This window comes from Streptomyces sp. DSM 120436 (assembly GCF_055778765.1).
Genome location: NZ_JBSKBS010000001.1, coordinates 392,485 through 417,629, shown reverse-complemented (window position 1 = coordinate 417,629; position 25,145 = coordinate 392,485). Strand labels below are relative to the sequence as shown.

25 protein-coding genes and 1 tRNA gene are annotated in these 25,145 nt (G+C 74.2%); 13 read left to right on the top strand and 13 right to left on the bottom strand.

Annotated elements, in window-relative coordinates; translation table 11 throughout:
• Positions 1-164: 164 nt before the first annotated feature.
• The 4 genes from ehuA to ehuB are packed head-to-tail and all read right to left on the bottom strand — an operon-like array spanning position 165 to position 3,205.
• Complete coding sequence (gene ehuA, locus ACWH4W_RS01865; RefSeq protein ID WP_473074114.1) at positions 165-956, bottom strand: ectoine/hydroxyectoine ABC transporter ATP-binding protein EhuA; 792 nt, start codon at positions 954-956, stop codon at positions 165-167.
• Positions 946-1,596: an ectoine/hydroxyectoine ABC transporter permease subunit EhuD gene (gene ehuD, locus ACWH4W_RS01860; protein ID WP_473074113.1), complete on the bottom strand. Its 651-nt coding sequence runs from the start codon at positions 1,594-1,596 to the stop codon at positions 946-948. Before ehuD ends, ehuA begins: the two co-directional genes overlap by 11 nt.
• A complete protein-coding gene (gene ehuC / locus ACWH4W_RS01855) occupies positions 1,593-2,294 on the bottom strand; it encodes an ectoine/hydroxyectoine ABC transporter permease subunit EhuC (RefSeq protein WP_473074112.1) in 702 nt (233 codons plus the stop codon). The genes ehuD and ehuC overlap by 4 nt, the downstream gene beginning before the upstream one ends.
• On the bottom strand, positions 2,291-3,205 hold the full coding sequence (gene ehuB / locus ACWH4W_RS01850; protein ID WP_473074111.1) for an ectoine/hydroxyectoine ABC transporter substrate-binding protein EhuB: 915 nt from the start codon (positions 3,203-3,205) through the stop codon (positions 2,291-2,293). Before ehuB ends, ehuC begins: the two co-directional genes overlap by 4 nt.
• 88 nt (positions 3,206-3,293) lie before the next feature.
• Between ehuB and ACWH4W_RS01845 the strand changes: the two genes are divergently transcribed.
• The 5 genes from ACWH4W_RS01845 to ACWH4W_RS01825 all read left to right on the top strand — a co-directional run bounded on the left by ACWH4W_RS01845 (position 3,294) and on the right by ACWH4W_RS01825 (position 6,059).
• Positions 3,294-3,914: a hypothetical protein gene (locus tag ACWH4W_RS01845; protein WP_473074110.1), complete on the top strand. Its 621-nt coding sequence runs from the start codon at positions 3,294-3,296 to the stop codon at positions 3,912-3,914.
• Positions 3,911-4,648 carry a maleate cis-trans isomerase family protein gene (locus ACWH4W_RS01840; protein WP_473074109.1) on the top strand — a complete coding sequence of 246 codons (738 nt, stop codon included), beginning with the start codon at positions 3,911-3,913 and terminating at the stop codon, positions 4,646-4,648. The genes ACWH4W_RS01845 and ACWH4W_RS01840 overlap by 4 nt, the downstream gene beginning before the upstream one ends.
• 239 nt (positions 4,649-4,887) lie before the next feature.
• Entirely contained in the window at positions 4,888-5,253 is a 366-nt protein-coding gene (locus ACWH4W_RS01835) for a hypothetical protein (protein ID WP_473074108.1), read from the top strand.
• A 160-nt stretch (positions 5,254-5,413) separates the two neighbouring features.
• Entirely contained in the window at positions 5,414-5,995 is a 582-nt protein-coding gene (locus tag ACWH4W_RS01830) for a hypothetical protein (protein WP_473074107.1), read from the top strand.
• Positions 5,986-6,059 (top strand) — tRNA-Lys (locus ACWH4W_RS01825). The genes ACWH4W_RS01830 and ACWH4W_RS01825 overlap by 10 nt, the downstream gene beginning before the upstream one ends.
• A gap of 61 nt (positions 6,060-6,120) precedes the next feature.
• On the opposite strand, the gene ACWH4W_RS01820 is transcribed toward ACWH4W_RS01825, so the two are convergent.
• The gene (locus ACWH4W_RS01820; protein WP_473077388.1) at positions 6,121-7,359 is read right to left on the bottom strand and encodes a M6 family metalloprotease domain-containing protein; all 1,239 of its coding nucleotides are present in this window, start codon (positions 7,357-7,359) and stop codon (positions 6,121-6,123) included.
• An 863-nt stretch (positions 7,360-8,222) separates the two neighbouring features.
• On the opposite strand from ACWH4W_RS01820, the gene ACWH4W_RS01815 reads away from it, so the two are divergent.
• The gene (locus ACWH4W_RS01815) at positions 8,223-10,070 is read left to right on the top strand and encodes a putative bifunctional diguanylate cyclase/phosphodiesterase (RefSeq protein ID WP_473077387.1); all 1,848 of its coding nucleotides are present in this window, start codon (positions 8,223-8,225) and stop codon (positions 10,068-10,070) included.
• Here the strand turns inward: ACWH4W_RS01815 and ACWH4W_RS01810 are convergent.
• On the bottom strand, positions 10,046-11,179 hold the full coding sequence (locus ACWH4W_RS01810; protein ID WP_473074106.1) for an LLM class flavin-dependent oxidoreductase: 1,134 nt from the start codon (positions 11,177-11,179) through the stop codon (positions 10,046-10,048). The genes ACWH4W_RS01815 and ACWH4W_RS01810 overlap by 25 nt on opposite strands.
• A 635-nt stretch (positions 11,180-11,814) precedes the next feature.
• On the opposite strand from ACWH4W_RS01810, the gene ACWH4W_RS01805 reads away from it, so the two are divergent.
• Both ACWH4W_RS01805 and ACWH4W_RS01800 read left to right on the top strand, forming a co-directional pair.
• A complete protein-coding gene (locus ACWH4W_RS01805; protein WP_473074105.1) occupies positions 11,815-12,060 on the top strand; it encodes a hypothetical protein in 246 nt (81 codons plus the stop codon).
• A gap of 75 nt (positions 12,061-12,135) precedes the next feature.
• Positions 12,136-12,594: a transposase gene (locus ACWH4W_RS01800; protein ID WP_473074104.1), complete on the top strand. Its 459-nt coding sequence runs from the start codon at positions 12,136-12,138 to the stop codon at positions 12,592-12,594.
• 172 nt (positions 12,595-12,766) lie between these two features.
• On the opposite strand, the gene ACWH4W_RS01795 is transcribed toward ACWH4W_RS01800, so the two are convergent.
• The 4 genes from ACWH4W_RS01795 to ACWH4W_RS01780 are packed head-to-tail and all read right to left on the bottom strand — an operon-like array spanning position 12,767 to position 17,751.
• Positions 12,767-14,116 (bottom strand): AAA domain-containing protein, encoded by a 1,350-nt coding sequence (locus ACWH4W_RS01795; RefSeq protein WP_473074103.1) that lies wholly within the window; start codon positions 14,114-14,116, stop codon positions 12,767-12,769.
• Positions 14,113-15,714, bottom strand: coding sequence for a hypothetical protein (locus ACWH4W_RS01790; protein ID WP_473074102.1), 1,602 nt, complete (start codon positions 15,712-15,714; stop codon positions 14,113-14,115). The genes ACWH4W_RS01795 and ACWH4W_RS01790 overlap by 4 nt, the downstream gene beginning before the upstream one ends.
• Positions 15,705-16,841 carry a hypothetical protein gene (locus ACWH4W_RS01785; protein WP_473074101.1) on the bottom strand — a complete coding sequence of 379 codons (1,137 nt, stop codon included), beginning with the start codon at positions 16,839-16,841 and terminating at the stop codon, positions 15,705-15,707. Before ACWH4W_RS01785 ends, ACWH4W_RS01790 begins: the two co-directional genes overlap by 10 nt.
• Entirely contained in the window at positions 16,792-17,751 is a 960-nt protein-coding gene (locus ACWH4W_RS01780; protein ID WP_473074100.1) for a phosphatase PAP2 family protein, read from the bottom strand. Before ACWH4W_RS01780 ends, ACWH4W_RS01785 begins: the two co-directional genes overlap by 50 nt.
• 185 nt (positions 17,752-17,936) lie before the next feature.
• Between ACWH4W_RS01780 and ACWH4W_RS01775 the strand changes: the two genes are divergently transcribed.
• Positions 17,937-18,533, top strand: coding sequence for a histidine phosphatase family protein (locus tag ACWH4W_RS01775; protein WP_473074099.1), 597 nt, complete (start codon positions 17,937-17,939; stop codon positions 18,531-18,533).
• An 18-nt stretch (positions 18,534-18,551) separates the two neighbouring features.
• On the opposite strand, the gene ACWH4W_RS01770 is transcribed toward ACWH4W_RS01775, so the two are convergent.
• Positions 18,552-18,776 carry a hypothetical protein gene (locus tag ACWH4W_RS01770; protein WP_473074098.1) on the bottom strand — a complete coding sequence of 75 codons (225 nt, stop codon included), beginning with the start codon at positions 18,774-18,776 and terminating at the stop codon, positions 18,552-18,554.
• A gap of 115 nt (positions 18,777-18,891) precedes the next feature.
• Entirely contained in the window at positions 18,892-20,334 is a 1,443-nt protein-coding gene (locus ACWH4W_RS01765; RefSeq protein WP_473074097.1) for an NsdA family TPR-like regulatory protein, read from the bottom strand.
• Positions 20,335-20,618: 284 nt separating this feature from the next.
• Here ACWH4W_RS01765 and ACWH4W_RS01760 point away from each other — a divergent pair, with 284 nt between their 5' ends.
• Both ACWH4W_RS01760 and ACWH4W_RS01755 read left to right on the top strand, forming a co-directional pair.
• Entirely contained in the window at positions 20,619-21,008 is a 390-nt protein-coding gene (locus ACWH4W_RS01760) for a hypothetical protein (RefSeq protein WP_473074096.1), read from the top strand.
• 75 nt (positions 21,009-21,083) lie between these two features.
• Entirely contained in the window at positions 21,084-21,953 is an 870-nt protein-coding gene (locus tag ACWH4W_RS01755) for a spermidine synthase (protein ID WP_473074095.1), read from the top strand.
• 17 nt (positions 21,954-21,970) lie between these two features.
• Here ACWH4W_RS01755 and ACWH4W_RS01750 read toward each other — a convergent pair whose 3' ends face one another.
• Positions 21,971-22,567: a hypothetical protein gene (locus tag ACWH4W_RS01750; protein WP_473074094.1), complete on the bottom strand. Its 597-nt coding sequence runs from the start codon at positions 22,565-22,567 to the stop codon at positions 21,971-21,973.
• 145 nt (positions 22,568-22,712) lie between these two features.
• On the opposite strand from ACWH4W_RS01750, the gene ACWH4W_RS01745 reads away from it, so the two are divergent.
• Both ACWH4W_RS01745 and ACWH4W_RS01740 read left to right on the top strand, forming a co-directional pair.
• Positions 22,713-23,447 (top strand): response regulator transcription factor, encoded by a 735-nt coding sequence (locus ACWH4W_RS01745; protein ID WP_473074093.1) that lies wholly within the window; start codon positions 22,713-22,715, stop codon positions 23,445-23,447.
• On the top strand, positions 23,444-24,853 hold the full coding sequence (locus tag ACWH4W_RS01740) for a sensor histidine kinase (RefSeq protein WP_473074092.1): 1,410 nt from the start codon (positions 23,444-23,446) through the stop codon (positions 24,851-24,853). Before ACWH4W_RS01745 ends, ACWH4W_RS01740 begins: the two co-directional genes overlap by 4 nt.
• The last annotated feature ends 292 nt before the right edge of the window (positions 24,854-25,145 follow it).

Sequence of the window (25,145 nt, the reverse complement as noted above, 5' to 3'; positions counted from 1 at the left end):
ATCCGGTCGACGAATCCCCTCCACGATAGCCGTCAAAAGACTTACGAAAAGCGGGGGTTGACAAGATTGCGGCCCTCTGAACTGCGAGTCCGACCCTCTGGCATATGCCAGGGGGATGATCCAGGCCGTGGACCTCGGGCAATGCGCCGGGCGCGCTCCGGTGACTACAGGACCGCGCTGAGGAATTCCCGCGTCCGGTCGTGCTCCGGCTCGTTGAAGATCTTCTCCGGCGAGCCCGCCTCGATGACCCGGCCCGAATCGAACATCAGCACCTGGTCCGAGATGTCCCGCGCGAAGTTCATCTCGTGGGTCACGCAGAGCATCGTGATGTCGGTGGAGCGGGCGATGTCCCGCAGCACGTCCAGCACGCCGGCCACCAGCTCCGGGTCCAGGGCCGAGGTGACCTCGTCCAGCAGCAGCACCTGCGGGCGCATCGCCAGCGCCCGGGCGATCGCCACCCGCTGCTGCTGGCCGCCGGAGAGCTGTCCGGGGCGCTTTCCGAGGTGGTCGGTCAGCCCGACCATCTCCAGCAGCTCCCGCGCCCGCTCCTCGGCCGCGTCCTTGGACATGCCGAGCACGGTGACCGGGGCCTCGGTGATGTTCCGCAGCACGGTCATGTTCGGGAACAGGTTGAACTGCTGGAAGACCATGCCGATCTTCTTGCGGACCTCGCGGACCTGCTTCTCCGGGGCCGGGAAGAGCTGCTGCCCGTCGACGGTGATCGTGCCCTCGTCGGGCTTCAGCAGGGTCATCAGCAGCCGCAGGATCGTGGTCTTGCCGGACCCGGACGGGCCGATCAGCGTCACGTGCTTGCCGGCGTCGACGGAGAAGTCCAGGTGGTCCAGGACCGTGTGGTCGCCGAACCGCTTGGTGACCCGCTCCAGCCGGATCAGCTCACCGGTGGAACGCGGGGTCCCGGGCGTCTTCTCGAACGGGGCGTGGGTGTCAGTGGACAAGGCGTCGCTCCAGGGCTCGCAGGGCAAGGGAGGCCAGGTAGGAGATGACGATGAAGGCGACGCCGATCACCGTCAGGGGCTCGGTGAACTGGAAGTTCTGCTGGGCGAACAGCCGCGCCTGGCCGAGCATCTCCAGCACGGTGATGGCCATCAGCAGCGGGGTGTCCTTCAGCATCGAGATGACGTAGTTGCCGAGCGCGGGCACCACCCGGCGCACGGCCTGCGGCAGGATCACCACGGTCCACGTCCGGCGCACGGGCAGGTTCAGCGCCGTCGCCGCCTCCCACTGGCCCACCGGCACGGCCTCGATACCGGCGCGGTAGACCTGCATCGTGTACGTCGAGTAGTGCAGCCCGATGGCGAAGACGCCGGTGGTCAGCGCCGAGAAGGTGATCTCCCACTCGGGCAGCACGTAGAAGAGGAAGAACAGCTGCACCAGCAGCGGGGTGTTGCGGACGAACTCCGTCACCGCCCCCACCGGCCAGGTCACCCAGCGCGTCGGCGCCCGCATCAGCAGCGCCCACACCAGGCCCAGCACGAAGGAGATCAGCGAACCGAACACCAGGATCTGCAGGGTGACCCACAGGCCGTCCCAGAAGTACGGCATGAAATCGGCGACCGCGCCCCAGTCCCACGTCACGAGACACCACTTCCCTCGGGCACGCGCACGGCGGCGGCCTTCTTCTCCGGCGCCTTGCCGACGCCCGCCTTCAGCTTCTTCTCCAGGCCGCGCATCGACCGGGTGAGCAGGAAGGCGATCACGAAGTAGATGAGCAGGACGTACGTGTAGATCTCCGCGCTCTCCTGCAGCGCCAGACGCACCAGGTTGGCGCTGAACGCCAGGTCGCCCATACCCATGACCGACACCAGGGCGGTGCCCTTGAGCAGCTCGATCAGCAGGTTGGAGAACGGCGGGATCATCTCCGGCACGGCCTGCGGCAGCAGGATCAGCCGCATCCGCTGCCAGGGCGTGAAGCTGAGGGCGATGCCGCCCTCACGCTGGGCCGGGTCCACCGCGGCGAGGGCGCCGCGCACCACCTCCGCCCCGTACGCCCCGTAGGTCAGACCGAGCGCCAGGGTGCCCGCCCACAGCGGCACGAGCTGCCAGCCGAAGGCCGGGGGCAGCACGAAGAACACCCAGAAGATCATCACCAGCGCGGAGGTGCCGCGGAACACCTCGGTGTAGAAGCCCGCGAGGAAGCGGACGATCCACAGCCGGTGGGTGCGGGCGACGCCGACCACGAACGACACCGCGGTGGCGAGCAGCGCGCTGAGCACCAGCAGCTGGATCGTGACCCAGACGCCGTCGAGTACGCGTTCCCAGAGTCCGGAGGTCATCCGCCGCACAACTCCTTCGCGGTCAGATCGGTCATCTCGTCCTCGGTGAACCCGAACGGCCTGAGGATGCGCAGCAGTTCGCCGCTCTTCTTGAGCTTCGCCAGCTCGACGTTGAAGGCGTCGCGCAGCTTGGTCTCGGTGGGCCGGAACGCGAACGCGCCGCCGTCGACGTGCGGCTTGCCGTCGACGATGGGTTTGAAGGGCTCGGTGACCTCGGCCTTGCTGGACTTCTTCACCACCTCGCGGGTGGTGATCGCGGTACCGGCGAAGACGTCGGCGCGTCCGGCCTCGACGGCGTTCAGGCCGGCGACCTGATCGGGGACGATCAGGATGTCGCTCTCCTCGTACCCGGCCTCCACGGCGTACGCGATCTCCGCGTAGCCGGTGCCGGTGGCGAACTTCGCCTTCTTCTCGACGACGTCCCGGTAGTCGCGCAGCCCCAGCGGGTTGCCCTTGCGGACGATGAACGAGTCGAGCATCTGGTAGTCGGGGTCGGCGAAGATGACCTGCTCGCAGCGCTCGGGGTTGACGTACATGCCCGCGGCCACGACGTCGAACTGCTGCGAGTTCAGCCCGGGTATGAGCGAGCCGAACTCGGTGGGCACGGGCTGCACCCGGTCCACCCCCAGCCGTTTGAAGATGACCTTGGCCAGCTCCGGCGCCTCGCCGGTCAGCTCCCCGTTCCTGTCGATGTAGCCGAACGGGATCTCGCCGGCGATGCCCAGCCGGACCACGCCCGCCGCCCTGAGCCGGTCGAGCAGGTCGCCGCCGTCCGCCGTGGCGGCGGTCGGCACGCGGGAGCACCCCGCGGCGCCCAGCGCGCCGAGCGCCGCGACCCCCGCGAGCAGCGACCGACGCGAGGGCCCGGAGGTCCCGTGCATTCGTCTCAATGGGTGAAGTGGTGGAGCCATGGCGGCGCGGCTACCCGAACGGATGCGAGTTATTCCGGCCAGTTTCGGCCCCGTTCGGCGGTGGGGCGGTCGTGACCGGCACGGGACCATGGAGGGCCCGGCCGGCCGATTCCCCGAGATCTCCCGGGCCGGGCGCGAGGCGAGCGGCATCGCCCGGCTGTCCGGCGACCGCGCCCCGATCGCCTGCGAAGCCGGCCGGAGATCTCCCCTGCTGTCCGGCGGCGTCCACCACGCCGAGGACACGCGCGACGAGGCCGGTCCGGACCCCGGGCGCCCCGCTCGAAGCCCTGGTGGAGCCGGACGCGCGCGTCGGGCCGCCCTGGTCACCCCGGGTGCCGTGTGGGTCATCTGGGTGCTGGAGCGCTGTGGGGCGCGGGCGGGCGCCACCGTCACCGTCCATGTGTACAGGGGACCGCCCCGGCACATCCGGAAGGGCGCCTGCCGCGAGATGGCGGACAGGGCCCGCCCGTCGGCGTACGACGTGATCCCGCGGCGGGAGGCGGCGCCGCGCATACCGGTCATCCCGGACAACCCGGTGACCATGTGGGCGGCACCGCGCCGACGGGGTACCCGGGCGGTGGGACCGTATCAGGCGCTGATCGACGCGTCCGCGCGCTCCGGGACTGCCGTGCCGGGCCGGACCTCCGGCCCCGTGGTGCCGGGGACGCCGGAGGTGCCGGAAGAGAAGCAGCAGGAAGGCTGGACATGACCGCACTGGGATTCCTCTACCCCGGCCACGCCGCGGAGGACGACTATCCGCGCATCGAGCAGTTGCTGGGCAGCGACATCCGCGTGGAGCTGGTGCACACCGACACCGGCCAGGACGCGCACCGGATGGACACCGGCGCCCTGCGCGAGACGGGCTCGCCCGAGCGGCTGGCGGCCGGCCTGGAGGAGCTGCGGCTCGCCGGAGCCGAGGCCGTGGTGTGGGCCTGCACCAGCGGCAGCTTCGTGCACGGCTGGGAGGGGGCCCACGAGCAGGTGCGCGGTCTCGCGCTGGCCGCGGGCATGCCCGCATCCTCCACCTCCTTCGGCTTCGTGCACGCGCTGCGCGAGATCGAGGTCCGCCGGGTCGCCGTCGGCGCGACCTACCCCGACGACCTCGCCCGGCTGTTCGCCGACTTCCTGCGGGCCGGGGGAGCGCAGGTCACCGCGGTGCGCGGCCCGGGGAGCGTCACGGCCGCCGAGGCGGGCGCCTGGGGCGAGCGGGAGCTGTTCGCGCTGGCCCGCGCGGCCGACTCCCCGGACGCCGAGGCGGTGCTCCTGCCGGACACCGCCCTGCACACCGTCGCCCACATCCCCGCCCTGGAGAAGGAGCTGGGCAAGCCGGTCCTCACCGCCAACCAGGTCGCCGCCTGGCAGTGCCTGCGCCTCACCGACCGCCGCGTGAACGCGCCCGAACTGGGCGCGCTCTTCACCCGGGAGCCGGTCGTCCAGGTGTGATCCGTCCGCAGGGACGTGAGGAACGCCACCTTCACCGGCGTACGTCCTCCCGCGCGCCCGGAGCGCGTTCCCGTCGCCGCCTTTGTGCGCCCCGCGAGCTGGGTAGTCACCGGTCGGCCCGCCCGCACGGGCGGGGCCGTCCGGCCGCCCCGGGCCGGACGCCCCCTTGCGGGGGCGCGGGACAATGGACGGTGGCCCTCCGGCACCCGGGGGCCATCGCGACGTACGAAGGAGAAGTCATGGCGGAGCACATGCCGCGCCCGGACCAGCCGCGGCTACGCCCCGCGCCCCTGCTGTTCGAGCCCGCGCAGGCGGCCTCGGACCCCGAGCACTTCTTCGACCTGGAGTCGGTCGAGGATCCGCGCGCACTGCTGGAGCGGGCCACGGAGCTGACGCTCGCGTTCCGTGCCGCCGCGGACCGGGCGACGGAGTTCCAGGCGATGGCGGCGGCCCAGCTCGCCGACCCCCGGCGCTTCGACCGGCTGTCCACGGCGGACATCGCCGAGCGCGCCGAGTGGACCGAGGACTACGCGAAGAAGATGGTCGAGTTCGGCCGCGACCTGATGCGCGGCGGCGAGGGCCCGGGGCACGTCGACCCCGTGTGAGCCACGGCCCCCTCCCGGTTTCCGGGTTCTCCGGTCGCACGGGCGGGGTCGAACGGATGTGGCATATGCCGGGTGACAGGGTACGCGCTCGGCCGGGTCCCCGTCAGGGATTCCGGCAACTCTGGGAAGCCGCTCCCTCACGGCGCGTAGAAATATCTGTATGAGCAGCACGCCGAATGTCTCCGATGTCAGCGGTGTCACCCCGGAAGGAGCCGTCTGGCTCGCTGCGGCCGGTTCCGCCCGCACCCTCTGGGGTGAGCGGTCGGACGCGCCCCTGGTCCTGCCCTGCGGCGTGGTCTTCGACGTGGTGAGCGTGCCCGCCGTCTTCGGGCGCCGGATGCTGGACCGGCTGTGGGAGGAGGGGCCGGGCTCGGGACCCGTGGCGGAGCACCGGGGCCGGACGCTGCTGTTCGGCGCCGTGGGCACGGCCCAGCGGCTGCCCGCCCTGCTGAGGTGGGAGGAGTGGGGCGCGCACGGCAGCCGCACGGACGGCGTTCCGCCGCTGCTGTGTCACGGTGCCGGCGACGCGGTGACCGTCCCCGCGCTCGCCGGACCGGCGGACCCGGACGAGGCGCCCCGGGCCCGCTGGCTGGTCGCCCCCGACAGCCGGAGCCCCTGGCTGCCGGGCCCGGAGGTACTGCTCTGGGCGGCGGTGCGGGCGGCCCGGGCGGCCGTGCGGATATCGATTTCTCCTCCCGTCGATCGTGGTGCTAATGTCTACGACGTCAGCAGGCGCCGCTAGCTCAGTTGGTTAGAGCAGCTGACTCTTAATCAGCGGGTCCGGGGTTCGAGTCCCTGGCGGCGCACGACACGAAGAAGGCCCCTCGCGCGAGCGGGGGGCCTTCTTCGTGCAGGCCCCGGCGGCCCTCAGGACGACCGGGCCGTGCGTCCGCCGGCGGTGATCGTGACCGTCCAGGCGCCGGCGGCCGTGCGGCCCTCCACGTCGACGCGGACGGACTCGCCGGGAACCGTGAAGCTCTCGCCGAGGGCGACCGGGGCGTCCGCCAGCGGGGGATAGACGGAGCTCTCCCCGCACGCCTCGGTGTGCGGGTGGGCGTCGATCACCTCGATGGGCCCGCGCCCCGAGCGGGTGCCGCTGCTCACCCGGTAGACCAGCACCCCCGCCCGGCAGGCCGCGCGGTCGTTGCCGACCGGGCCGCGCACCTCGAAGGCCAGGACCGTGTCCGCGCCCGTACGCACCACCGCCAGCTTGGTGCCCCGCCCCAGACCGAACGACGGCGCCCCCGCCGCACCCGTCACCGGCGTCCCCGGCCCCGCCCCCAGCGGCTCCAGCGTCAGCCGCACCGGACCGCCCTCCTGCACGCACCGCACCTGGCGCGGCTCCAGCCACCCCAGCTTCCACTTGTGCCAGCCGAACAGGTCGGGCGCCAGCGCGAACTGGCTGCCCATCAGGTCCCAGTCCCCGACGTGGGTGTCCCAGTCGCCCTTGCCGTCCACCGGCCGGTGGTACAGATCGGGCAGGTCGAAGACGTGCCCCGTCTCGTGCGCCAGCACCAGCCGGTCCGGGGGATGGTTCTCGAACACGGTGACGACCCGCCGGATGTCGGCGCCGTCCGCCCGCATCGGCCGGTCCAGGTTGACCACCTTCGTGGCGTCGGAGTCCACCCCCGGCGCGTCCGGGTCGGCGACGAAGTACACGATGTCGTAGCGCGAGTAGTCCACGTGCGGATCGGACGCGGCGAGCGCGTCCCGCAGGTAGGCCGCCCGGTGCGCCACCGTCCAGTCCCGCTGCACGGCGTACGCCGTCGACGGGCGGGGCATGCGGATCCACCGCTTCACCGGGTGCGCCCGCAGACTGAACTTGCCGTAGGAGGCCTGCTCGAAGAAGCGGCCGGTCATCGGGAAGTGGTCGGCGACCAGGTCGTCCGGCGAGGTCAGCGGGTGTGCGTCGGGGAACGACAGGAACACCATCACCGCGTCCAGTCGCCGCGTCGGACGCGGATAGGCCGCGTTCCAGGTGTCCAGGCCCTCCGAGTGGTGGGCGTCGGTCCGGGTCAGCACGCACGGTTCCGCCGAGAACGGCTCGGGACCGGACGGCACGCTCAGCAGGGACGTCGCCGCGAGCGCCGACATGGTCGTGCACATCGCCGCCGTGGTCCGCAGCCGGGGCCGCACACCCGAACGGCCGAACCGCTGCCGCAGTGCCTCACGACCGAGTCCTCTCGGGGTGAGCTGACGCGGCACGGGGACCTCCGGGAGACGGTTCGCGTGGGACACCGCACCCAGAGTGGGGTGATTTGTCGTACTGCGCCCTGTTCAACTGCACCGGTCGAGTGAGAACGGCGCGACGACGGGCGGGAGCGTGCGTGGTCCGCGCGGCCCGCATACACGGAACGTCACAACTGGTCGGAGGTCCCGCAGAAGCCCCGACGCCCGTGCGGAAACGCTCGAGCAGAGATGCGGAACCGGCTCCGGGGCCGGACAGTGGCTGGAAGGCCCCGGCGCGGGCCTTTATGATCGGCACACTTTCCGGGTGCGGAAAGACTTTTCCTGCACGACAGCGAGCGAGTGCACTGCGGGAGCGAGTGGTGAGCGGAACGTCCGAAGGGCCGACGCCCGCGACTGAGCTCAACCGGCCGGTCGTCACGGAGAGTGAGATCTTGGCGTCCCCCGGTGCCGGGCTTGCTGAGGCCGCCGGGCCCGTCGGGTTCACCGAGCCCGCGGAGGCCCCCGGCCTCACCGGGCCTGCCGAGCGCATCGAACCTGCGGAGCCCACGGAGCCCGCGGAGCCCACGGAGGCCGCGAAGGCCGCCGGGCTCACCGGACCGGCGGAGGCCGCCGGCCTCACCGGGCCTGTCGAGCGCATCGAACCGGCGGAGCCCTCGGAGGCAGCGAAGGCCGCCGGGCTCACCGGACCGGCGGAGGCCGCCGGGACCGCTGGACCGGCGAAGGCCGCCGGGACCACCGGACCGGCGGAGGCCCCCGGACTCACCGGGCCTGCCGAGCGCATCGAACCTGCGGAGCCCGCGGAGCCCACGGAGGCCGCGAAGGCCGCCGGGCTCACCGGACCGGCGGAGGCCGCCGAGCCCGCCGAGCACCTCGCCTCGCGCTCGCCCGCGCCCCCGTCGTACCGCTCCGTCTTCACCGCCGCCCCCCTCGCCATGGCCGTCGTCGACCGCGAGGGCACCGTCACCGGCGCCAACGCCGCCCTCGCCGACCTGCTGGGCCGCGACCAGGACACCCTCGCCGGCGCCGTCGCCGCCGACCTGGTGGACCTCGCCTCCGACGCCCGCACCTGGCACGCCTACCGCGAGCTGCTGCGCGGCCGCCGCGCCCGGCTGCGCTGCACCCGCCGGCTGAAACACCCCGAGGGACACGCCCTGTGGGTGCGGGTCACGGTCGCCCCGCTGCCCTCCGACGGCGGCGGCGTCCTGCTGTCCGTCGCCGACATCAGCGACCACCGCGCCCTCCAGGCCCGGCTGCGGCACCTGCGCATGCACGACCCGGTGACCCGGCTGCCCAACCGCACCCTGTTCTTCGAACGCCTGACCAGCGCGTTGGAGGCGGAGTCGTACGCGGAGAGCGGCACCGGCCGGATCGGGCTCTGCTACCTCGACCTGGACGGCTTCAAGGCCGTCAACGACACCCTCGGCCACCGCGTCGGCGACCAGCTCCTCGCCGCCGTCGCCGACCGGCTCACCCGGTGCGCGCAGGACGCGGGCCGCGCCCGGGCCGGCATCCCGCTGGTCGCCCGGCTCGGCGGCGACGAGTTCGCCCTGCTCGTGGAGGACTCCACCGGCACCGAACAGCTCGCCGACCTCGCCGAGTCACTGCTCGGCGCGATCCAGGAACCCTTCGACCTGTCCGGCCGCCGCCTGTCGGTGTCCGCCTCCATCGGCGTGGTCGAGCGGCACGCCGCCGGGACCACCCCCACCGCGCTGATGCAGGCCGCCGACACCACGCTGTACTGGGCGAAGGCCGACGGCAAGGCCCGCTGGACGCTGTTCGACCCGGAGCGCAACGCCTCCCGCGTCACCCGCCAGACCCTCGCCTCCTCCCTCCGGCCGGCCATCGACCGCGGCGAGTTCGCGCTGGAGTACCAGCCGCTGGTGGGCATGGACGACGACCGCGTGCACGGGGTGGAGGCCCTGATCCGCTGGCACCACCCGGGCTTCGGCACGCTCACGCCGAATCGGTTCATCTCCCTCGCGGAGGAGGACGGCTCGATCGTGCCGCTCGGCCGCTGGGTGCTGCGCACCGCCTGCCGCCAGGCACGCGACTGGCAGACCCAGCACCCGGACGAGCCGCCGATCTTCGTCAGCGTCAACGTCGCGGTCCGTCAGCTCTGGGACTCCGACCTGGTCGCGGACGTCGCCGACATCCTGAAGGAGACCGGCCTGCCCCCGCACCTGCTCCAGCTGGAACTGACCGAGTCCGCGGTGATGGGCTCCTCCGGCCGGCCGTTGCAGACCCTGAAGGCGCTCAGCGACATGGGCGTGCGCATCGCCATCGACGACTTCGGCACCGGCTACTCCAACCTCGCCTACCTCAGCAGGCTCCCGGTCTCGGTGCTGAAGCTCGACGGCTCCTTCGTGCGCGGCTTCCAGATCGAGGACCGCACGGCGAAGGCCAGCCCGGCGGACGAGGTCATCGTCGAGGCGATGGTGCAACTCGCCCACCGGCTGGGGCTGACCGTCACCGCGGAGTGCGTGGAGACCTCCGCGCAGGCCACCCGGCTGCGCCGGATCGGCTGCGACACCGGTCAGGGCTGGCTGTACTCACGGCCCGTCCCGCCCGACCGCATCTCCGAACTGCTCGGCACACCCGGGATTCAGGCGGGCGTCGGCAACCCGTAGGCGTCGGCGATCAGTTCGTACGACCGCACCCGGACGTCACCGCCGTGCGCGTTGGCGGTGAGCATCAGCTCGTCGGCGCCGGTGCGCTTCTGCAGGTCGTCAAGGCCGGCCCGCACCTCGTCCGCCGTGCCGTGGATCACGTTGGCGTTCCAGGACTCCACGAACTCCCGCTCCATCGGGCTGAAGTCGTACGCCTCCGCCTCCTCGGGCGTGGGCACGAGCCCCGGGCGTCCGGTGCGCAGCCGCACCATGTTCAGCGCGGCGGCCAGCACCTGGCGGCGCGCCTCCTTCTCGTCGTCGGCGGCGAGCGCGGCGACCCCGATCAGCGCGTACGGCGCGTCCAGCACCCCGCTCGGCCGGAAGCTCTCCCGGTACAGGTCCAGCGCGGGGACGGTGTTCTGCGCGGAGAAGTGGTGGGCGAAGGCGAACGGCAGGCCGAGCATGCCGGCCAGCCGGGCGCTGAACCCGGAGGAGCCCAGCAGCCACACCGGCGGCCGGTGCGGGGACTGCACCCCGCCGGGCGAGGTGGCCTGCACCGGGCCGGGCACGGCGTGGATCCGCCGGTAGGGGTGCCCGTCGGGGAAGTCGTCGTCCAGGAAGCGGGTCAGCTCGGCGAGCTGCTGCGGGAAGTCGTCGGCGCCCTCGTTCAGCCGGTCGGTGCGGCGCAGGGCGGCGGCGGTCGCGCCGTCGGTGCCGGGCGCCCGCCCGAGCCCCAGGTCGATCCGTCCCGGTGCCATGGCCTCCAGCGTGCCGAACTGCTCGGCGATCACGAGGGGCGCGTGGTTGGGCAGCATGACCCCGCCCGACCCGAGCCGGATCCGCTCCGTGTGCGCGGCCAGGTGCGCGAGGATCACGGCGGGCGAGGAGGAGGCCACGCCCGGCATGGAGTGGTGCTCGGCCACCCAGTACCGGTGGTACCCGCGCGCCTCGCCGAGCTTCGCCAGCTCCACACTGGTCCGCAGCGCGTCGGACGCGGTCCGCCCGGCCCCCACCGTGACCAGGTCGAGAACGGAGAGGGGCACGGGGGCGGTGCCGTGTGCGGTGCCCCTGATCTCGTCGTCTGCGGTCACGTGGGTGCCTCCTGTCGTACGTTCTCGCACTCGGTGCATGTGCGGTGGGGGAACCGGGGGTGGTCCCCGGTTATTCCCCCGGCCGGGGGTGTGTGCCGTACCCGTGCTCGACCGCTCACCCGCTGCGGGGAGACCCGGTGCCGGCCGAACGGTCACCGTCCGGGCCGATGGCCGGCGACGCGTCCGGTGCCTTGGCCAGGCGGGGGAGCAGCGGCAGCGTCGGCACCGAGTCGCCGCCCTGTGGTACCTGTGCCTCCCCGCCGGAGCCGCCACAGCCGCTGGACCTTGCCGTCGACCGGAAGGGCGGTCGAGGGCCGGCGCTGATCGGAGCGTGTGCTGACGGGTGGGCCGGCAACCGCTGGTCGGGGACGGTGGCCGGGGCAAGAGCGCCGCCCCGCCGCCCGACCCGAGCCCCTGGCCGCGCGGAGACAGTGCTCCGGGACGGCCGGTCGGCCGCAGGGCCTCTCGACGCATCAGCACTCGACAGACCAGGTCAGCCGTGTGCGAGCCATGCCGATGCCGTCACCGGCAAAGAGTCTGGCAGCACGCGTGTTCGGAGTCTCGCTCGTGACAGCGAAAGCCCGTGTCAGCAGGTAAGAGCGCCCGTATGCTGGCCGTGTACCGCCTGCCGGACATGCCGTGGCTCGCAGGGCGGACGAGGAGGTGAGAGGGACATGAGCGTTGCCGTCGACCACACGGGGCCCTGGACCGTCGCCGACGTCCTCGCCCTGCCCGAAGACCGCACCACCCGCTATGAACTGCTGGGGGAGTCCCTCGTGATGTCCTCCGCCCCCGGCATCCGCCACCAGCGTGCCTCGCTCAGGCTCGCCATGATCCTTCACGCGGCAGCCCAGGCTGCCGAGGCGCCGGTCGAGGTGCTGGAGGCCATCAACGTCATCCTGCCGAAGAGCAGGTCGTAGACCTGGAATTTGCGGCGGCGCCAGGGGAAAGCGTCGAGGTGTGCTTCGAGCCGGCAGGCACCACCTTCTCCCTGAGTGACGGTGAGGCGGTCTTCCTCCGGACCGCAATCTCGAACGTGGCCTCGCTCGAGATTGTCTCGTGGCCTAACGGGATTGGGGTTTGGGTCCCCTGTCCCGGCGACTACGCGATCATCGATTCAAAGGGGAACGAAATCGATACGCTCTGATCCTCAGACCTACCGGGGCCGTACCGGCGAGCAGGAGGGCTTTCCGGACCACGAGTTCGCGGACCTGCCGTCCTCTGCCTGCCGGCAGTTCGGCGGTGCCCCGCCGATGGTGGTGTGGAACAACGCCAGCACTCATCACGCCGAGTCCTCGCGGGAGTTCCGCGACCGCAACGGCGATCGGCTGACCATCGTCAAGCTCCCGCCCTACGCGCCCGACCTCAACCCGGTCGAAGGCGTGTGGGCCCCTCTGAAGACGTCCCTGGTCAACCCCGCCCCCGCACGGTCGACGATCCGACCCCACTCGTGAAGAACCACGTGCGCGGCATCCCATGCCGATCCGAGATCCTCGACGGCTTCACAGCCGAGACCGGACTCGGTCCGGAGCCTCCGTGACCTGCCACCTCACCCTCTCGACCTCAGCGGCCGCGACGGTGTTCGGCGGGTAGCTCCACGCCGGCGTTCCGGAGGCTGACGAGGGATCAAGGCCGCCACCGCACCCGGTGCTCCGCCAGATGCGACAGCACCGCGTGGTTCGCCTCCCAGCCGTCCGGGAACTTCACCAGCGTCCCGAGCTGGACCGGTTCGGTGGACGGGTAGTCGTCCAGGAGGTCGGTCACGCCCTCGCGGCAGACGACGATGCAGGCGTGGCGGTGGCGGGAGGCCAGCACGCAGAGGCGGCCGGTCTCCAGGTGGAAGGCGGTGGCGTCGGGGCGGCCGGACAGCGGGTGCAGGACGACCGTCACGTCGTACTCGCGGCCCTGGAGGCGGTTCGCGGTGTCGACGGTCACGTCCGGCACGCCCAGGTCGGCCAGCGCCGAGCGGATCGCGGCCGCCTGGTCGCGGTGGGCGGTGCCGACGGCGACGCGGTCCGCGGTGAGCGGGGTCGGGTCGGGGGAGCGCTCGGAGACCGCCGCGCCGCCCCGGTCCAGCAGCCGGCGGACCACCTGGGCGACCGCCCCCACCGCCTCCGGGTCGGTGCGCGGGGTGTGCCGGGCGGGCAGCTCCAGCAGGCCCCAGCCGGACTCGGCCGCCTCGTCGATCACCCGGTCCGGGCCCGAGCCGTCCGACGGGACGGCCAGGGTCAGGGCGCGGTCGCCGTGGCCGGTGCCGCTGCGGAACGGGGTGAACGGGTAGAACGCGTCCGACACCAGCGGCGCCGCCGAGGCGGGCAGCCGCCAGGACACCGGCAGGCGGTGCTGGGGCAGATCCGGGTTGTGGGCGAGGAGGGTGGTGACGGCCGAGCCCGACGGGTCGTAGGAGAGGCCCGCCCACTGTTCGGCGCCCACGAGGGAGAACGGGTCGAGCTGCCCCGGGTCGCCCACGAACAGCGCCCGCTCGAACAGTCCGGCCACGGCGAGCAGCGCGTCCGAGCGCATCTGGTAGGCCTCGTCGACGATGGCGTGCTGCCACGGCTCCACGTTCTTCACGTGCGCCCACTTCGCCGCCGTCGACAGCACCACCGGCAGCCCGGCGAGGTCGGCCGCCTTCGCCGACGTGCGCACCTGGTCCAGGCTGTCGAGCGCCTTGTCGTAGGGGTCGGTGTCGCTGCTGTGCAGGCGGCCCACCGGCAGGTCGGGGTCCTTCTCGGCGAGGCGGAGGACGAGGTCGTCGACCTGGGCGTTGGTCTGCGCCACCACCATCAGCGGGCGGCCCGCCCCGGCCAGCTCCAGCGCCGCGCGCACCACCAGCGTGGACTTGCCGGCGCCGGGCGGGGAGTCGACGACGACACCGCGCGCGGGGCCGTGGAGCGTGTCGTGGAGGATCGCGTCCGTGGCGCGGGCGGCCGCGGAGCCGGGGTCGAACGCCGTCTCCTCGACGGGGGCGGTCACAGCAGGTCCTCCTCGGTCACCGGGTCGGCGGGCTCGGGGGCGGGATCCTCACCGGGCGGGCCGCCGTGCGTCCACGGGGTCTCCTCCGGGTCGGGCAGCTTCGCCCCGCCGCGCGGCTCGTGCTCGAAGAGCGTGAAGCACAGCCGGTCGCCCTTCTCCGGCACCGAACCGGGCTCCGGCTCCTTGCCCCGGCCCATCTTGTCCATGATCCGCAGGACCAGCAGCCCCTCCTCGGGGCTCCCCTCGTACCCGGCGAACTCGGCCGTCTGCGGCTTCCCGCCCAGCGAGCGGTACACCTTCACGCGCTCCCCCAGGTGGGGCCGGTCGTCCGTGCGGACCGTGACCAGCGGGCGCGGGCTCGGCCGCCTGCTCTCGCTGTACGCCATCACCACGTCGACGACCTCCCCGGCGAACGCCTCCCCGGACAGCCGCCGCGCCGCCATCACCAGCGGGTCGTCGAGCGCCTCCTGCGCCTCCAGACGGGCCTGCTCCCGCTCGCGGGCGGCCAGCTTGTTCGCCGCCGTCACCGCGTCGTCGCGGCGCGGCTGCGGCGGCTCCCCGGCCGCCACCCGGTCGCGGTGGCCGGTGAACGACCAGCGGTCGCGCGTCCAGCGCTCCTCCACCCGGGCGCCCTCCGGTAGCTCCCGCAGCAGGTCCAGGCCCCGCCACACCGCGTCCCAGGTGGGCCGCGTGCGGCTCTCCACCAGCGCGCGGATCTCCCGCTCGGCGGCGGTCAGCGCGCCCAGCCGGCCGTCGGCCTCCACGCCGTCCTCGGCGGCGGCGAGCGCGGTGCGGGCGCGGTCGTAGCGCTCGATGGCCGGGGCGAGCAGCTTGTTGTCGAACGCCGGGTCGGTCGCCGGGCCCGCGGGCGGGCACACCAGCTGGCCGTCGCCGTCCCGCGCCAGCTCCGCCTCCTGGGCGGCCTCCGCCCCGGAGCGGCCCTCGGGCGGGTCGATCCAGGCGAGCAGCGCCCCCAGGTGCTGGTCCTCCAGCGTGGACTGGCCGGTCGCCCAGTGCCGGCCCAGCACGTCGGTCATGGCGAGCAGCAGGCAGGAGCCGGGCACCCGGGCCCGCTCCCCGAAGTGCGTCAGCCAGCGCCCGAGCAGCGGCACCCGGGGCGGCGCCGGGAACGGCGTCTCCGGGTCCTGCTCCGCGGTGCGCCGGAACCGCATGGACCGGCCGAGCAGGCGTACGAGGTCGATGCCGGCCCGGCTCGGCACGATCAGCTGGGGCGCGTCCGCGCACAGCTCGACCTCGACCTTGACCCGCTTGCCGGTCTCCGGGTCGGTCTCCGAGCGCTCGGCGGCCTCCACGGCGTCCGCGAAGCCGTCCACGTACGGCAGGACCACGTCGGCCAGTTCGGCGAGGAACGCGAACCGCAGCTCGCGGTCGCGCGGCTGCGGCACCACCAACAGCCGCGGCGCGTCCCGGTCGGTGCCCACCAGCGCGCCGAGCGGGGCGCCCGCCTCGCCGGCGGTGATGAGCGGCACGAACACCAGGGGCCGCGCGGACAGGTGCCGGTGCCGGACGGTGGCGGCCGGCTGGGCGCGCCCGGTGTCGACCGCCTCGAGCCGGGCCAGGGTGGAGATCAGCGACACGCGGCCACCTCCCGCGCGGACGCCAGCGCCTCGGCGCGCAGGGCGGCGGCCCGGCGCAGCGCGGCCACCGCCGGGTCGTCGGGGTCGCCCGCCTCGCCGCGGGCCGCCGCCAGCACGTCCCCGACGGTGGTCAGGCCGCCCAACTCCGCGCGCACCGGACGGCCCAGGGAGGTCACGGCGCCGGCCGCGCGGGAGCGGTCACGGCAGTGGAAGGCCAGCTCGCACGCGGACAGGCACTCCGGCGCGTAGGTCGCCGGGACCGACTCCACGGCCTGCTCGAGCCGCTCGGGGGGCAGCTCGGGGGAGAAGCAGGTGCCCTCCGGGAGGGTGTCGGCGATCTCCTCGATGCGGGTGAGCCGGGCGAGCTGACGGGCGGTCACCGCGCGCTGCTTGCGCACGTCCACGGCGGAGGCGGCCGGCAGGTTGGAGAAGTCCTTCGGGCACACCAGCAGGACGCGGTGGCGCACCCGGGGCGGCGGGTCGAGCCGCTCGGCGACCCGCTCCAGGGCCAGCACGTACACCGCGGCCTGGCGGGCGGCCGCGCCGACCTTCGCCGGGTCGGCGGCCCCGTCCAGCAGGGGGAACGACTTGATCTCGACGACCGTCCAGCTGCCGTCCGGGTGCACCACCACCGCGTCCGGCTCCAGGAACGCGGGCGAGCCCGCCACGTCCAGGGCGAGCATCGGATGGTCCAGCAGCGTCCACGCGCCGGGCGCCTCGGCGGCCTCGCGCAGCGCCAGCTCCGTACGCGCCGTGCGGCCCTCGGGGCCCTGCGCGGTGAGGTCGGGCACCCGGGCCCCGGCGGGCGGTTCGGCCCCGCGGTCCAGCTTCTCGTGGGCGAGGCGCAGCAGCTCCGTGCCGCCGTCGGCCTTGACCTTCGCCTCGAAGGCGTTGCCCCGGACGAACGCGAACTGCGACTGGCCGAAGACCGAGGGGGAACCCAGCGCGCCGGCCAGCGCCGCCTTGTCCACCCCGGCGCCGTCGAGGATCGCGCGCCGTCTGCAGCCCGGGTTGGCGGCGAGGGCGGCCAGGGCGCGCGCGTCCAGTGCTTTGGCCTGCACCTCGGGACCGCGCAGCTCAGCGAGCCGGTGCCGGAGCCTCTTCCCCCGCGTCCGAGGGGGAGGCACCCGGTTCGGCTCCTGGTCCGTACCGCGACTCGGGATGCCGCTGCCGTGGAATTCGCTCACCCGCGGAAGTGTGGCATCCGGCACTGACAATCGTGGCATCCGTGGCGGGAGAGACCGCCGGGGCGGCCGCCGCACCGGTCCGGAAGCGGGCCTTCACGAGGCCCGCGTACCGCATCACGTGCGGGGCCAGCAGCAGGCCCGCGCCCATCACGGCGGCGCCCGCGAGCGCGTCGAGGAAGTAGTGGTTCGCGGTGCCCATCACCACGATCGTGGTCACCAGCGGGTAGATCACCGCGGCCGCCCTGGTCCAGCGCCCGCGCCCGTGCTTCCAGAGGACCACCCCGCACCACAGCGCCCATCCCACGTGGAGGCTGGGCATCGCCGCGTACTGGTTGGTCATGCCGCCGAGGCCCCGCGGGGCGCTCGCCTCGCCGCCCCACCAGCCCCACGAGCTGTAGTACGCCATCGTGTCCACGAAGCCGTGGCTCGCGTCGAGCAGCCGGGGCGGGCAGGTGGGCAGCAGGGTGAAGCCGATCAGGCCGATGAACGTCGACGTCATCAGCCAGGTCCGGGCCGCGCGGTAGTGCACCGCGCGGGAGCGGAACAGCCACACGAGGACCACCGGGGTCACCAGGTAGTGCAGGGACGCGTACCAGAAGTCGGCGGGTATGCCGAGCCACGGCTCGCGGGTGAACAGGCGGTTCAGCGGGTGTTCCGCGTTGAGGTGCAGCGCCTTCTCGATGCGCAGGATCGCCAGGCCGTGGTCGACGGCGTCGGAGACGTCGCCGCGGACGACGAGCCGTCCGGCGGAGTAGCAGGCGTACACGAGGAGGATGAGCGGCAGCTCCGTCCACCAGCGCATCCGGGTCGCCGGGACCGCCTCGGTGCCCGGTGTCTCGGTGTGCGGCATCCGATCGCTCCCCCTTCTCCTCGCGCTGTGCTTGTCGGCGGCCAGCCACTTTACGGTGTGTGCGCGTCCACCCGCGTACACGCCCTCGCTACCGGACAGACGCGCGGGCCGCCCCCTCGGTTGCCCGCGACCGGGGTGAGCGATGATGGACGTGTTCCGCCTGTGCATGTCCCGGAAGGTTCCCCATGGCTCCGCGCATCCTGCTGGCCCGGCACGGACAGACCGCGTGGTCGCTGTCCGGCAAGCACACCGGCAGGACCGACGTGCCGTTGCTGGAGGAGGGCCGCCGCGGAGCGAAGCTGCTGGGCGAGCGCCTGCACCGACCGCCGTACGACGGGCTGCCGGACGTCGAGGTGCGCACCAGCCCGCTGTCCCGCGCGCGGGAGACCTGCGAACTGGCCGGCTTCGGCGACCGCGCGGAGCACTGGGACGCGCTCCTGGAGTGGGACTACGGCGCGTACGAGGGCATGACCCCGGCGGAGATCCAGGCGGTGCGGCCGGGCTGGCTCATCTGGCGGGACGGCGTCCCCGAGGGCGAGACGCTCGCCGAGGTGACGGCCCGCGCGGACGAGGTGGTCGCCTGGGCCCGCTCCGCCGACCGGGACGTGCTGGTCTTCGCCCACGGCCACATCCTGCGCTCCCTCGGCGCCCGCTGGCTGGGCCTGCCCCTCGACTTCGCGGCCCGCGTCCGCCTCAGCCCGACGTCCCTGTCGGTCCTGGGCTGGGCGTACGGCGAACCGGCCGTGGAGAGCTGGAACGACGTGGGGCACCTCCTCCCCTGACGCCCACGCGCGCGGGCGTCAGGGGAGGAGGCCGGGGGCGCCCGCCGTGAGCATGCTCTCGACGCCGTTCAGGAAGGTCTCGCGGACCAGCTCGGGCTCGAAGAGGCGGCCGGCCGCCGTCGCGCCGTCCCTGAGCATCACGAAGTGCCGTCCCGCCGCGTCGGAGGGCTCGACGCCCGCCCGGCCGAGCAGCCCGGTGACGGTCTCCGGGAACCCGGTGCGCCGGCCCGGCACATCCCGCATCCGCCTTCCTCACTCCAGGGCGCGCCGCCCGGGCCGCGTGACCCGCCCCGGACGCCACGGGCCCGCCGGCGTCCCCCCTGCGCCGGCGGGGCCCCGCGGTCCGCGTCCTTCGGGGTCACACCGTGCGCGGCAAGGAGGCGTGGCGGTGCAGGAACTCCGAGACGCCGGACGTGCGGCGGTGCGGCAGCAGCACGCGGGAGGTGCCGGACAGCATCGAGCGGACGCGGGACGACTGGACGTCGCTCAGCAGGTCCAGGGCGCGCATCCCGGCCTGCGCGGCCTCGTCGGGACGGCCGCCGCGGGCCAGGTCGTCGGCCAACTCCGCCGTGTACAGCGCGAGGTTGCGGGTGAAGTGCGGCTCCTGGAGCTCCGCCGCCCGGCGGGCGTGGCGCGCCGCGCGCGGCCAGTCGCCCAGCGTGGACCAGCACTGCGCCTCCAGGCCCTCCAGCTCGGCCTCCCCGTAGAAGGTCATCCACTCGGGGTCCGCCTCCGCGGGCCCGCGGTCGAAGTACGCCTGGGCCCGCACCAGCGCCTGCTCGCAGCCCGCGCGGTCGGCGAGCCCGGCCCAGCCGCCCGCCTCGCGCAGGGCGAGGAGCGACATCAGCCGGGGCGAGCCGAGCGGGCGCGCCGCCCGCTGGGCGGCCTGCGCCGCCCGCACCGCCTCCCGGGGGCGGCCCGCGTCCCGCGCGAGGAACGCCGTGTTGCAGAACGCGTGCGCCTCCAGCGCGGGGTCGCCCGTCACCCGGGCGGTCGCCAGCGCCTCCGCGTAGTGGGAGCGCGCGTCGTCGAAGCGGCCCGAGTCGTGCGCCAGCCAGCCCACCGAGATGGCCAGCTCCCCCGCGCCCGCGTACAGCCGGTCCGCCGTGCGCTGCCGGACCGCCCCCGCGTCCAGCAGCTCGTACGCGGCGCGCAGCGGGGCCGCCGCACGGCGGTAGAGCCCGTCCGCCCCGTGCCGGTCGTCGAGCACCCGGATCCGGCGCACCGCCTCCTCCAGGGCGCACGCGTCCGTGCTCCCCGCGCGGCGCACGGGCCGCTGTGCCGCCGATGCCTCCGGGGCGAACCCGTACGGGCCCAGGGCGGCGGCGGCCACCGTGGCGCCGCCGGTCATGAATGCGCGACGCAGCACGTCGCTCTCCTCGTGGTCGTGCGGGTCGTACTCGTCGTACGTGTCGTACCTGTCGTGCGTCTCATACGGCTCGCACGCCCCGCTGGTCTCACTCGTGGCGTCCGCCGGGTTCTCGGGCCGGTCCCCGGCTGCCCCTGTCCGGCGCCCGCGGACCGACGAGCGGGGCGCGAAGCCCAGGTCGGTCAGCGTGCGGCCGGGGAACATGTGCAGGAACACCCGCTCGTAGGCGTAGTTCGGGCAGCGGATCTCACCCGCCTCGACCCGGTGCACGTACCGCGCGTCACAGCTGACCCGCTCGCCGATCTCGCGGGCGGCCCGCCGTACCGCCGCGGCGAACTCGGCCGGCGAACGCGATCCGCGCAGGCGCCGGAAGACGAGATTCGGCCGCGGTGGCCGAGCTGGCTGGGACGAGGGCACCGATGACGACGCCATGGCCGGGTCCTCTCTGCGAACCGTCGAACCATGCCGGGAACGAGGCGGCTTGTCCGAGTGCCACCCTGTTTCCGGCGGGCATGAACGTACCTGCTGTGACGGACTGGGTACGTTGAGTTTGGCCACATACCGGATATGTCATCCGTGATCTGCCATGAAGTGCCATCCTTTGCGGCGGACTTCCGGCGTAGCCCTTGACGGCGCGACTCGTTGCACTCAGTGGACCGGGAGCCCCCCGACTCCCGACCCCTCGTCCGAGCAAGATCTGTGTGGTGGAGGCCGGGATGATGACGACCAGCCGGAAGAACGACCCCCTCGAACCCGTCGGGCCGGACTGTGACGTGGTCACCGTCCCGGCCCGGCAGGGACTGGAGGCGGTGGACATCCTGCGGCGCGGAGCCGGGGACGCGATGGGACCGGTGCTGCACGACGGCGGCTGCGGCACCCTCGGCTTCCTGGTGCCGCCCGGCACCGCGGCCGCGTGGGACGTCCCCGGCAGCGTCTGTACGGAGACCGACGGCCGCGGACTGTGTCCGACGCCCGGCCGGCCGGCGGAGGGCCCCGGCTGGCTGGTGCCGCCCGGAGAGGCGGACCTGGCGACGGACCCCGTGGCGCTGCGCGAGGCCCTGGGGGAGGCCCAGCGGATGATCGAGGCGGCGGACAACTGCAGTTGAGCGGCCGGGCGGCCGGTGAGCGGACGGCCGCCGGGCCCCGGCGGGGCACGGGGCGCGGCCTGGGACAATGACCGCATGGGACGGGGCAGGAGCAGCGGACGGGGACGGACGGCCGTCGAGGCCGTCACCGAACAGGTCGACGGAGGGGTCGCCGAGCTCGTCCCGGACCGCGACCGGCCCCGCGCCTGGACCCTGCTGATCGACGGGGCGCCGCAGTCGCACGTCGACCTGGACGACCCCGCCCACCTCTCCTTCGAGTACCAGCGGCGCTTCGGGCACGTCGTCGACCTCGCCGCCCCGCCCGGCGCACCGCTGCGGGCCGTGCACCTCGGCGGCGGCGCCCTGACCCTCGCCCGGTACGTCGCCGCCACCCGCCCCCGCTCCACCCAGCAGGTCGTCGAGCGCGACGGGGCGCTGGTGCGACTGGTCCGGCGGGAACTGCCGCCGGACCCCCGGGCACGGATCCGGGTGCGCACGGCGGATGCCCGGGAAGGGCTCGCCAAGGTGCCCGACGGCTGGGCCGGCCTCGTCGTCGCCGACGTCTTCGGCGGGGCCCGCACCCCGGCCCACCTGACCTCGACCGAGTTCCTCGACGAGGTCCGCAGGGCGCTGGCCCCCGGCGGGGTCTACGCCGCCAACCTCGCCGACGGGCCCCCGCTCACGCATCTGCGCGGCCAGATCGCCACCGCCGCCGCCCGGTTCGCCGAGCTCGCGCTGATCGCCGACCCGGCCGTGCTGCGCGGCAAGCGGTTCGGCAACGCCGTGCTGGTCGCCTCCGACGCGCCGCTGCCGCTCGCCGAGCTGACCCGCCGGGCCGCCTCCGACCCGCACACGGGCCGGGTCCTGCACGGCCGGGGCCTCACCGACTTCACCGGCGGCGCGGTCCCGGTGACCGATCTCCGGGCGGTGGCGTCACCGGCACCGCCCGCCGACGCCTTCCGCTGAACGCGCGTGAGGCTGCGTCAGTACGTGCCGATCTCCACCCGCGGCGGGCCGTCGTGCCAGGTGCAGAACACCGTCACCCGGTCCGCGCCCGAGGCGAACTCCACCCGGATCCACGTCTCCGTCTTCCACACCTGCATCGACCAGCCGGCCCCCGGCGTCGCCGACACCAGCGACGCGGACGCCTCCCCGATGTCGAACACCGCCCGGCCGCCCCGGGTGTCGTAGCCCTCGACCTCGCCGGCGGCGGTCGCCGCGGGCGCGGACGGCTTCTTCGAGGGGGTCGCGGTGCGCGGGGGCGACGGGCTCGGCGGCGCGGACCCGGTGGCCGGACTCGTCGACGGCGCGCGGGACTTCTCCGTCCGCTTCCCGTCCTCCTCCGACTCCGACTCCGACTCCGACTTCGACTCCGACTTCGACTCCGACGGGTCGGCGGACGGGCGGCGCGTGGACGACGACACCGCCCGCGCCTCCTCCTCGCCCGCCGGGATCGGCAGGGCGCGCGGCGGATCGTAGGCCGTGCCCTCCATCACCGTGCTGACGCCCCACCACGACAGCGTGACCGCCGCGCCCGTGGCGAGCAGCCAGGCCAGTAGGTGGAGGATTCCTCTGCGCATCGTCGGGCCATATTGCCCCACGCGCCCCGCCCGTGTCGCGCCCCGGGCCGGCGCGGACCGCCCGTCCACAGGCCGTCGGGCGGCTCGTCCGGAGTTGTCCACAGGCCCCGGCCGCCCCCGCCCGGCATGGCGTACGGTGCCGCCCATGGCAAGTGTTCTCGTGGTCGAGGACGACCAGTTCGTACGTTCGGCGCTCATCCGGCAGCTGACCGACGCCTCGCACACCGTGCGCAGCGTCGGGACCGCGCTGGAGGCGCTGCGCGAGGTCGCCCATTTCCGCTTCGACGTGGTCGTCCTGGACCTCGGACTGCCGGATCTCGACGGCTCCGAGGCCCTGAAGATGCTCCGCGGCATCACCGACGTCCCGGTCATCGTCGCCACCGCCCGCGACGACGAGACGGAGATCGTGCGGCTGCTCAACGCCGGCGCGGACGACTACCTGACCAAGCCGTTCTCCGTCGAGCACCTCTCCGCGCGGATGGCGGCCGTGCTGCGCCGCGCCCGCTCCGGCGGCGGCGCGGCCGCGCCCTCCCCGGTGATCCGGGTCGGCGGCCTCACCGTCGACCCGCTGCGCCGCCAGGCCGAACTGGACGGCGTGCGCCTCGACCTGACCCGGCGCGAGTTCGACCTGCTCGCCTTCCTCGCCGGCCGGCCCGGGGTGGTCGTGCCCCGCCGGGAGCTGCTCGCCGAGGTGTGGCAGCAGTCGTACGGCGACGACCAGACCATCGACGTCCATCTGTCCTGGCTGCGCCGGAAGCTGGGCGAGACCGCCGCCCGCCCCCGCTATCTGCACACCCTGCGGGGCGTCGGCGTGAAGCTGGAGCCGCCGGCCGGCGCGGCCGGACCCGCGCGGGCGCCCGGGGCGGAGCCGCCCCGATGAGATGGGCCCTGGTGAAGGTGTCGCTGGCGGTGACCGTGATGGTCGTGGTGGCCTTCGCGGTCCCGCTCGGCCTGGTCGTCCGCGAGATGGCCCGCGACCGCGCCTTCGCCGGCGCCGAGCGGGAGGCCGCGGCCGTCGCCCCCGCGCTGTCCATCACCACCGACCGCGCCGAGCTCGAACGGGTCGTCGCCTCGGCCGGCTCCGACGCCCCCCTGGCCGTGCACCTCCCGGCGGCCGCCGGCGGACAGCCCGCGGACACGGGGGAGCGGCGGGCCACCGACGAGGACATCGCCGCCGTGCGCGAGCTGGGCCGTGCCTCCACCTCCACCGTGCCCGGCGGCTCGGCCCTGCTCCAGCCGGTCGCGCTCAGCTCCGGCGAGATCGCCGTCGTCGAGGTGTTCGTCCCGGAGTCCGAGGTCACCAACGGCGTCGGCACGGCGTGGGCGGTCCTCGCGGGCGTCGGCCTCGCCCTGATCGTCGGCTCGGTCGCGGTCGCCGACCGGCTGGGCGTGCGGATGGTGCGTCCCGCCCGGCGGCTGGTCGAGGGGGCGCGTGAACTGGGCGAGGGCAAGCTGGGCGCCCGCGTGCCCGAAGAGGGGCCGACCGAACTGCGCCTGGCCGCCGTGGCGTTCAACTCCATGGCCGACCAGGTCGTCCAGCTCCTCGCCAACGAGCGGGAGCTGGCCGCCGACCTGTCCCACCGGCTGCGCACCCCGCTCACCGTGCTGCGGCTCAACGCCGCCTCGCTGGGCGACGGCCCGGCGGCCGAGCAGACCCGGGCGGCGGTCGAGCAACTGGAGCGCGAGGTCGACACCATCATCCGCACCGCCCGCGACGCCAAGCCGCAGACGGCCGCCGCCGGACCCGGCGCGGGCTGCGACGCGGCCGAGGTGGTGCGCGAGCGGATGGCGTTCTGGTCGGCGCTCGCCGAGGACGAGGGCCGTAAGTGGCGCGTGGCCGGGGCGGACCGGCCGGTGCGCATTCCCGTGGCCCGCGCCGACCTGGCCGCCGCCCTCGACGCCCTGCTCGGCAACGTCTTCCGGCACACCCCCGAGGGCACCGCCTTCGCCGTCGACGTGCACAACGGCGAGGACGCGGTGATCGTGCTCGTCTCCGACGCGGGCCCCGGCATAGCCGACCCCGGCGCGGCGATGGCCCGCGGCCGGGGCTCCGGCACGGACGGCTCCACCGGCCTGGGCCTGGACATCGTGCGCCGTCTCGCCGAGTCCACGGGCGGCGACGTGCGGATCGGCCGGTCGGTGCTCGGCGGGACCGAGGTGCGCGTCTGGATCCAGCTCGACGGCCGCGACCGGCCGCCGCGGCGGCGCGGGCACCGGGGGAGCGTCCGCCGGCGCCGGACGGGCCGCGGCGCGCCGTCCCTCAACCGCTCCCGACCCCTTCCTTGAGCGGACTCCGAGCTCCCCGACCGGCTCACGGATCGGGCGAGTCGTCGATTCCGGAGGGTCGGCGTGCTGCCGCACACCCCCACGGACGGCGACGAAGGCAGGCACGCGATGAGCACGCACCGGCGCGGGACCGGCGCGGGAACAGCGGCAGAACCAGCGGCAGGAGCAAGGCGATCGGCGCGAGGGCGGCCGCGGCCGTCGCCGCCGGAGGGGCGTTCCTGTTCACGAGCACCGCGCAGGCGGCGGGCGGGGGAGCGGCCCGCACCCGGACCCGCGGAGAACAACGACCCGC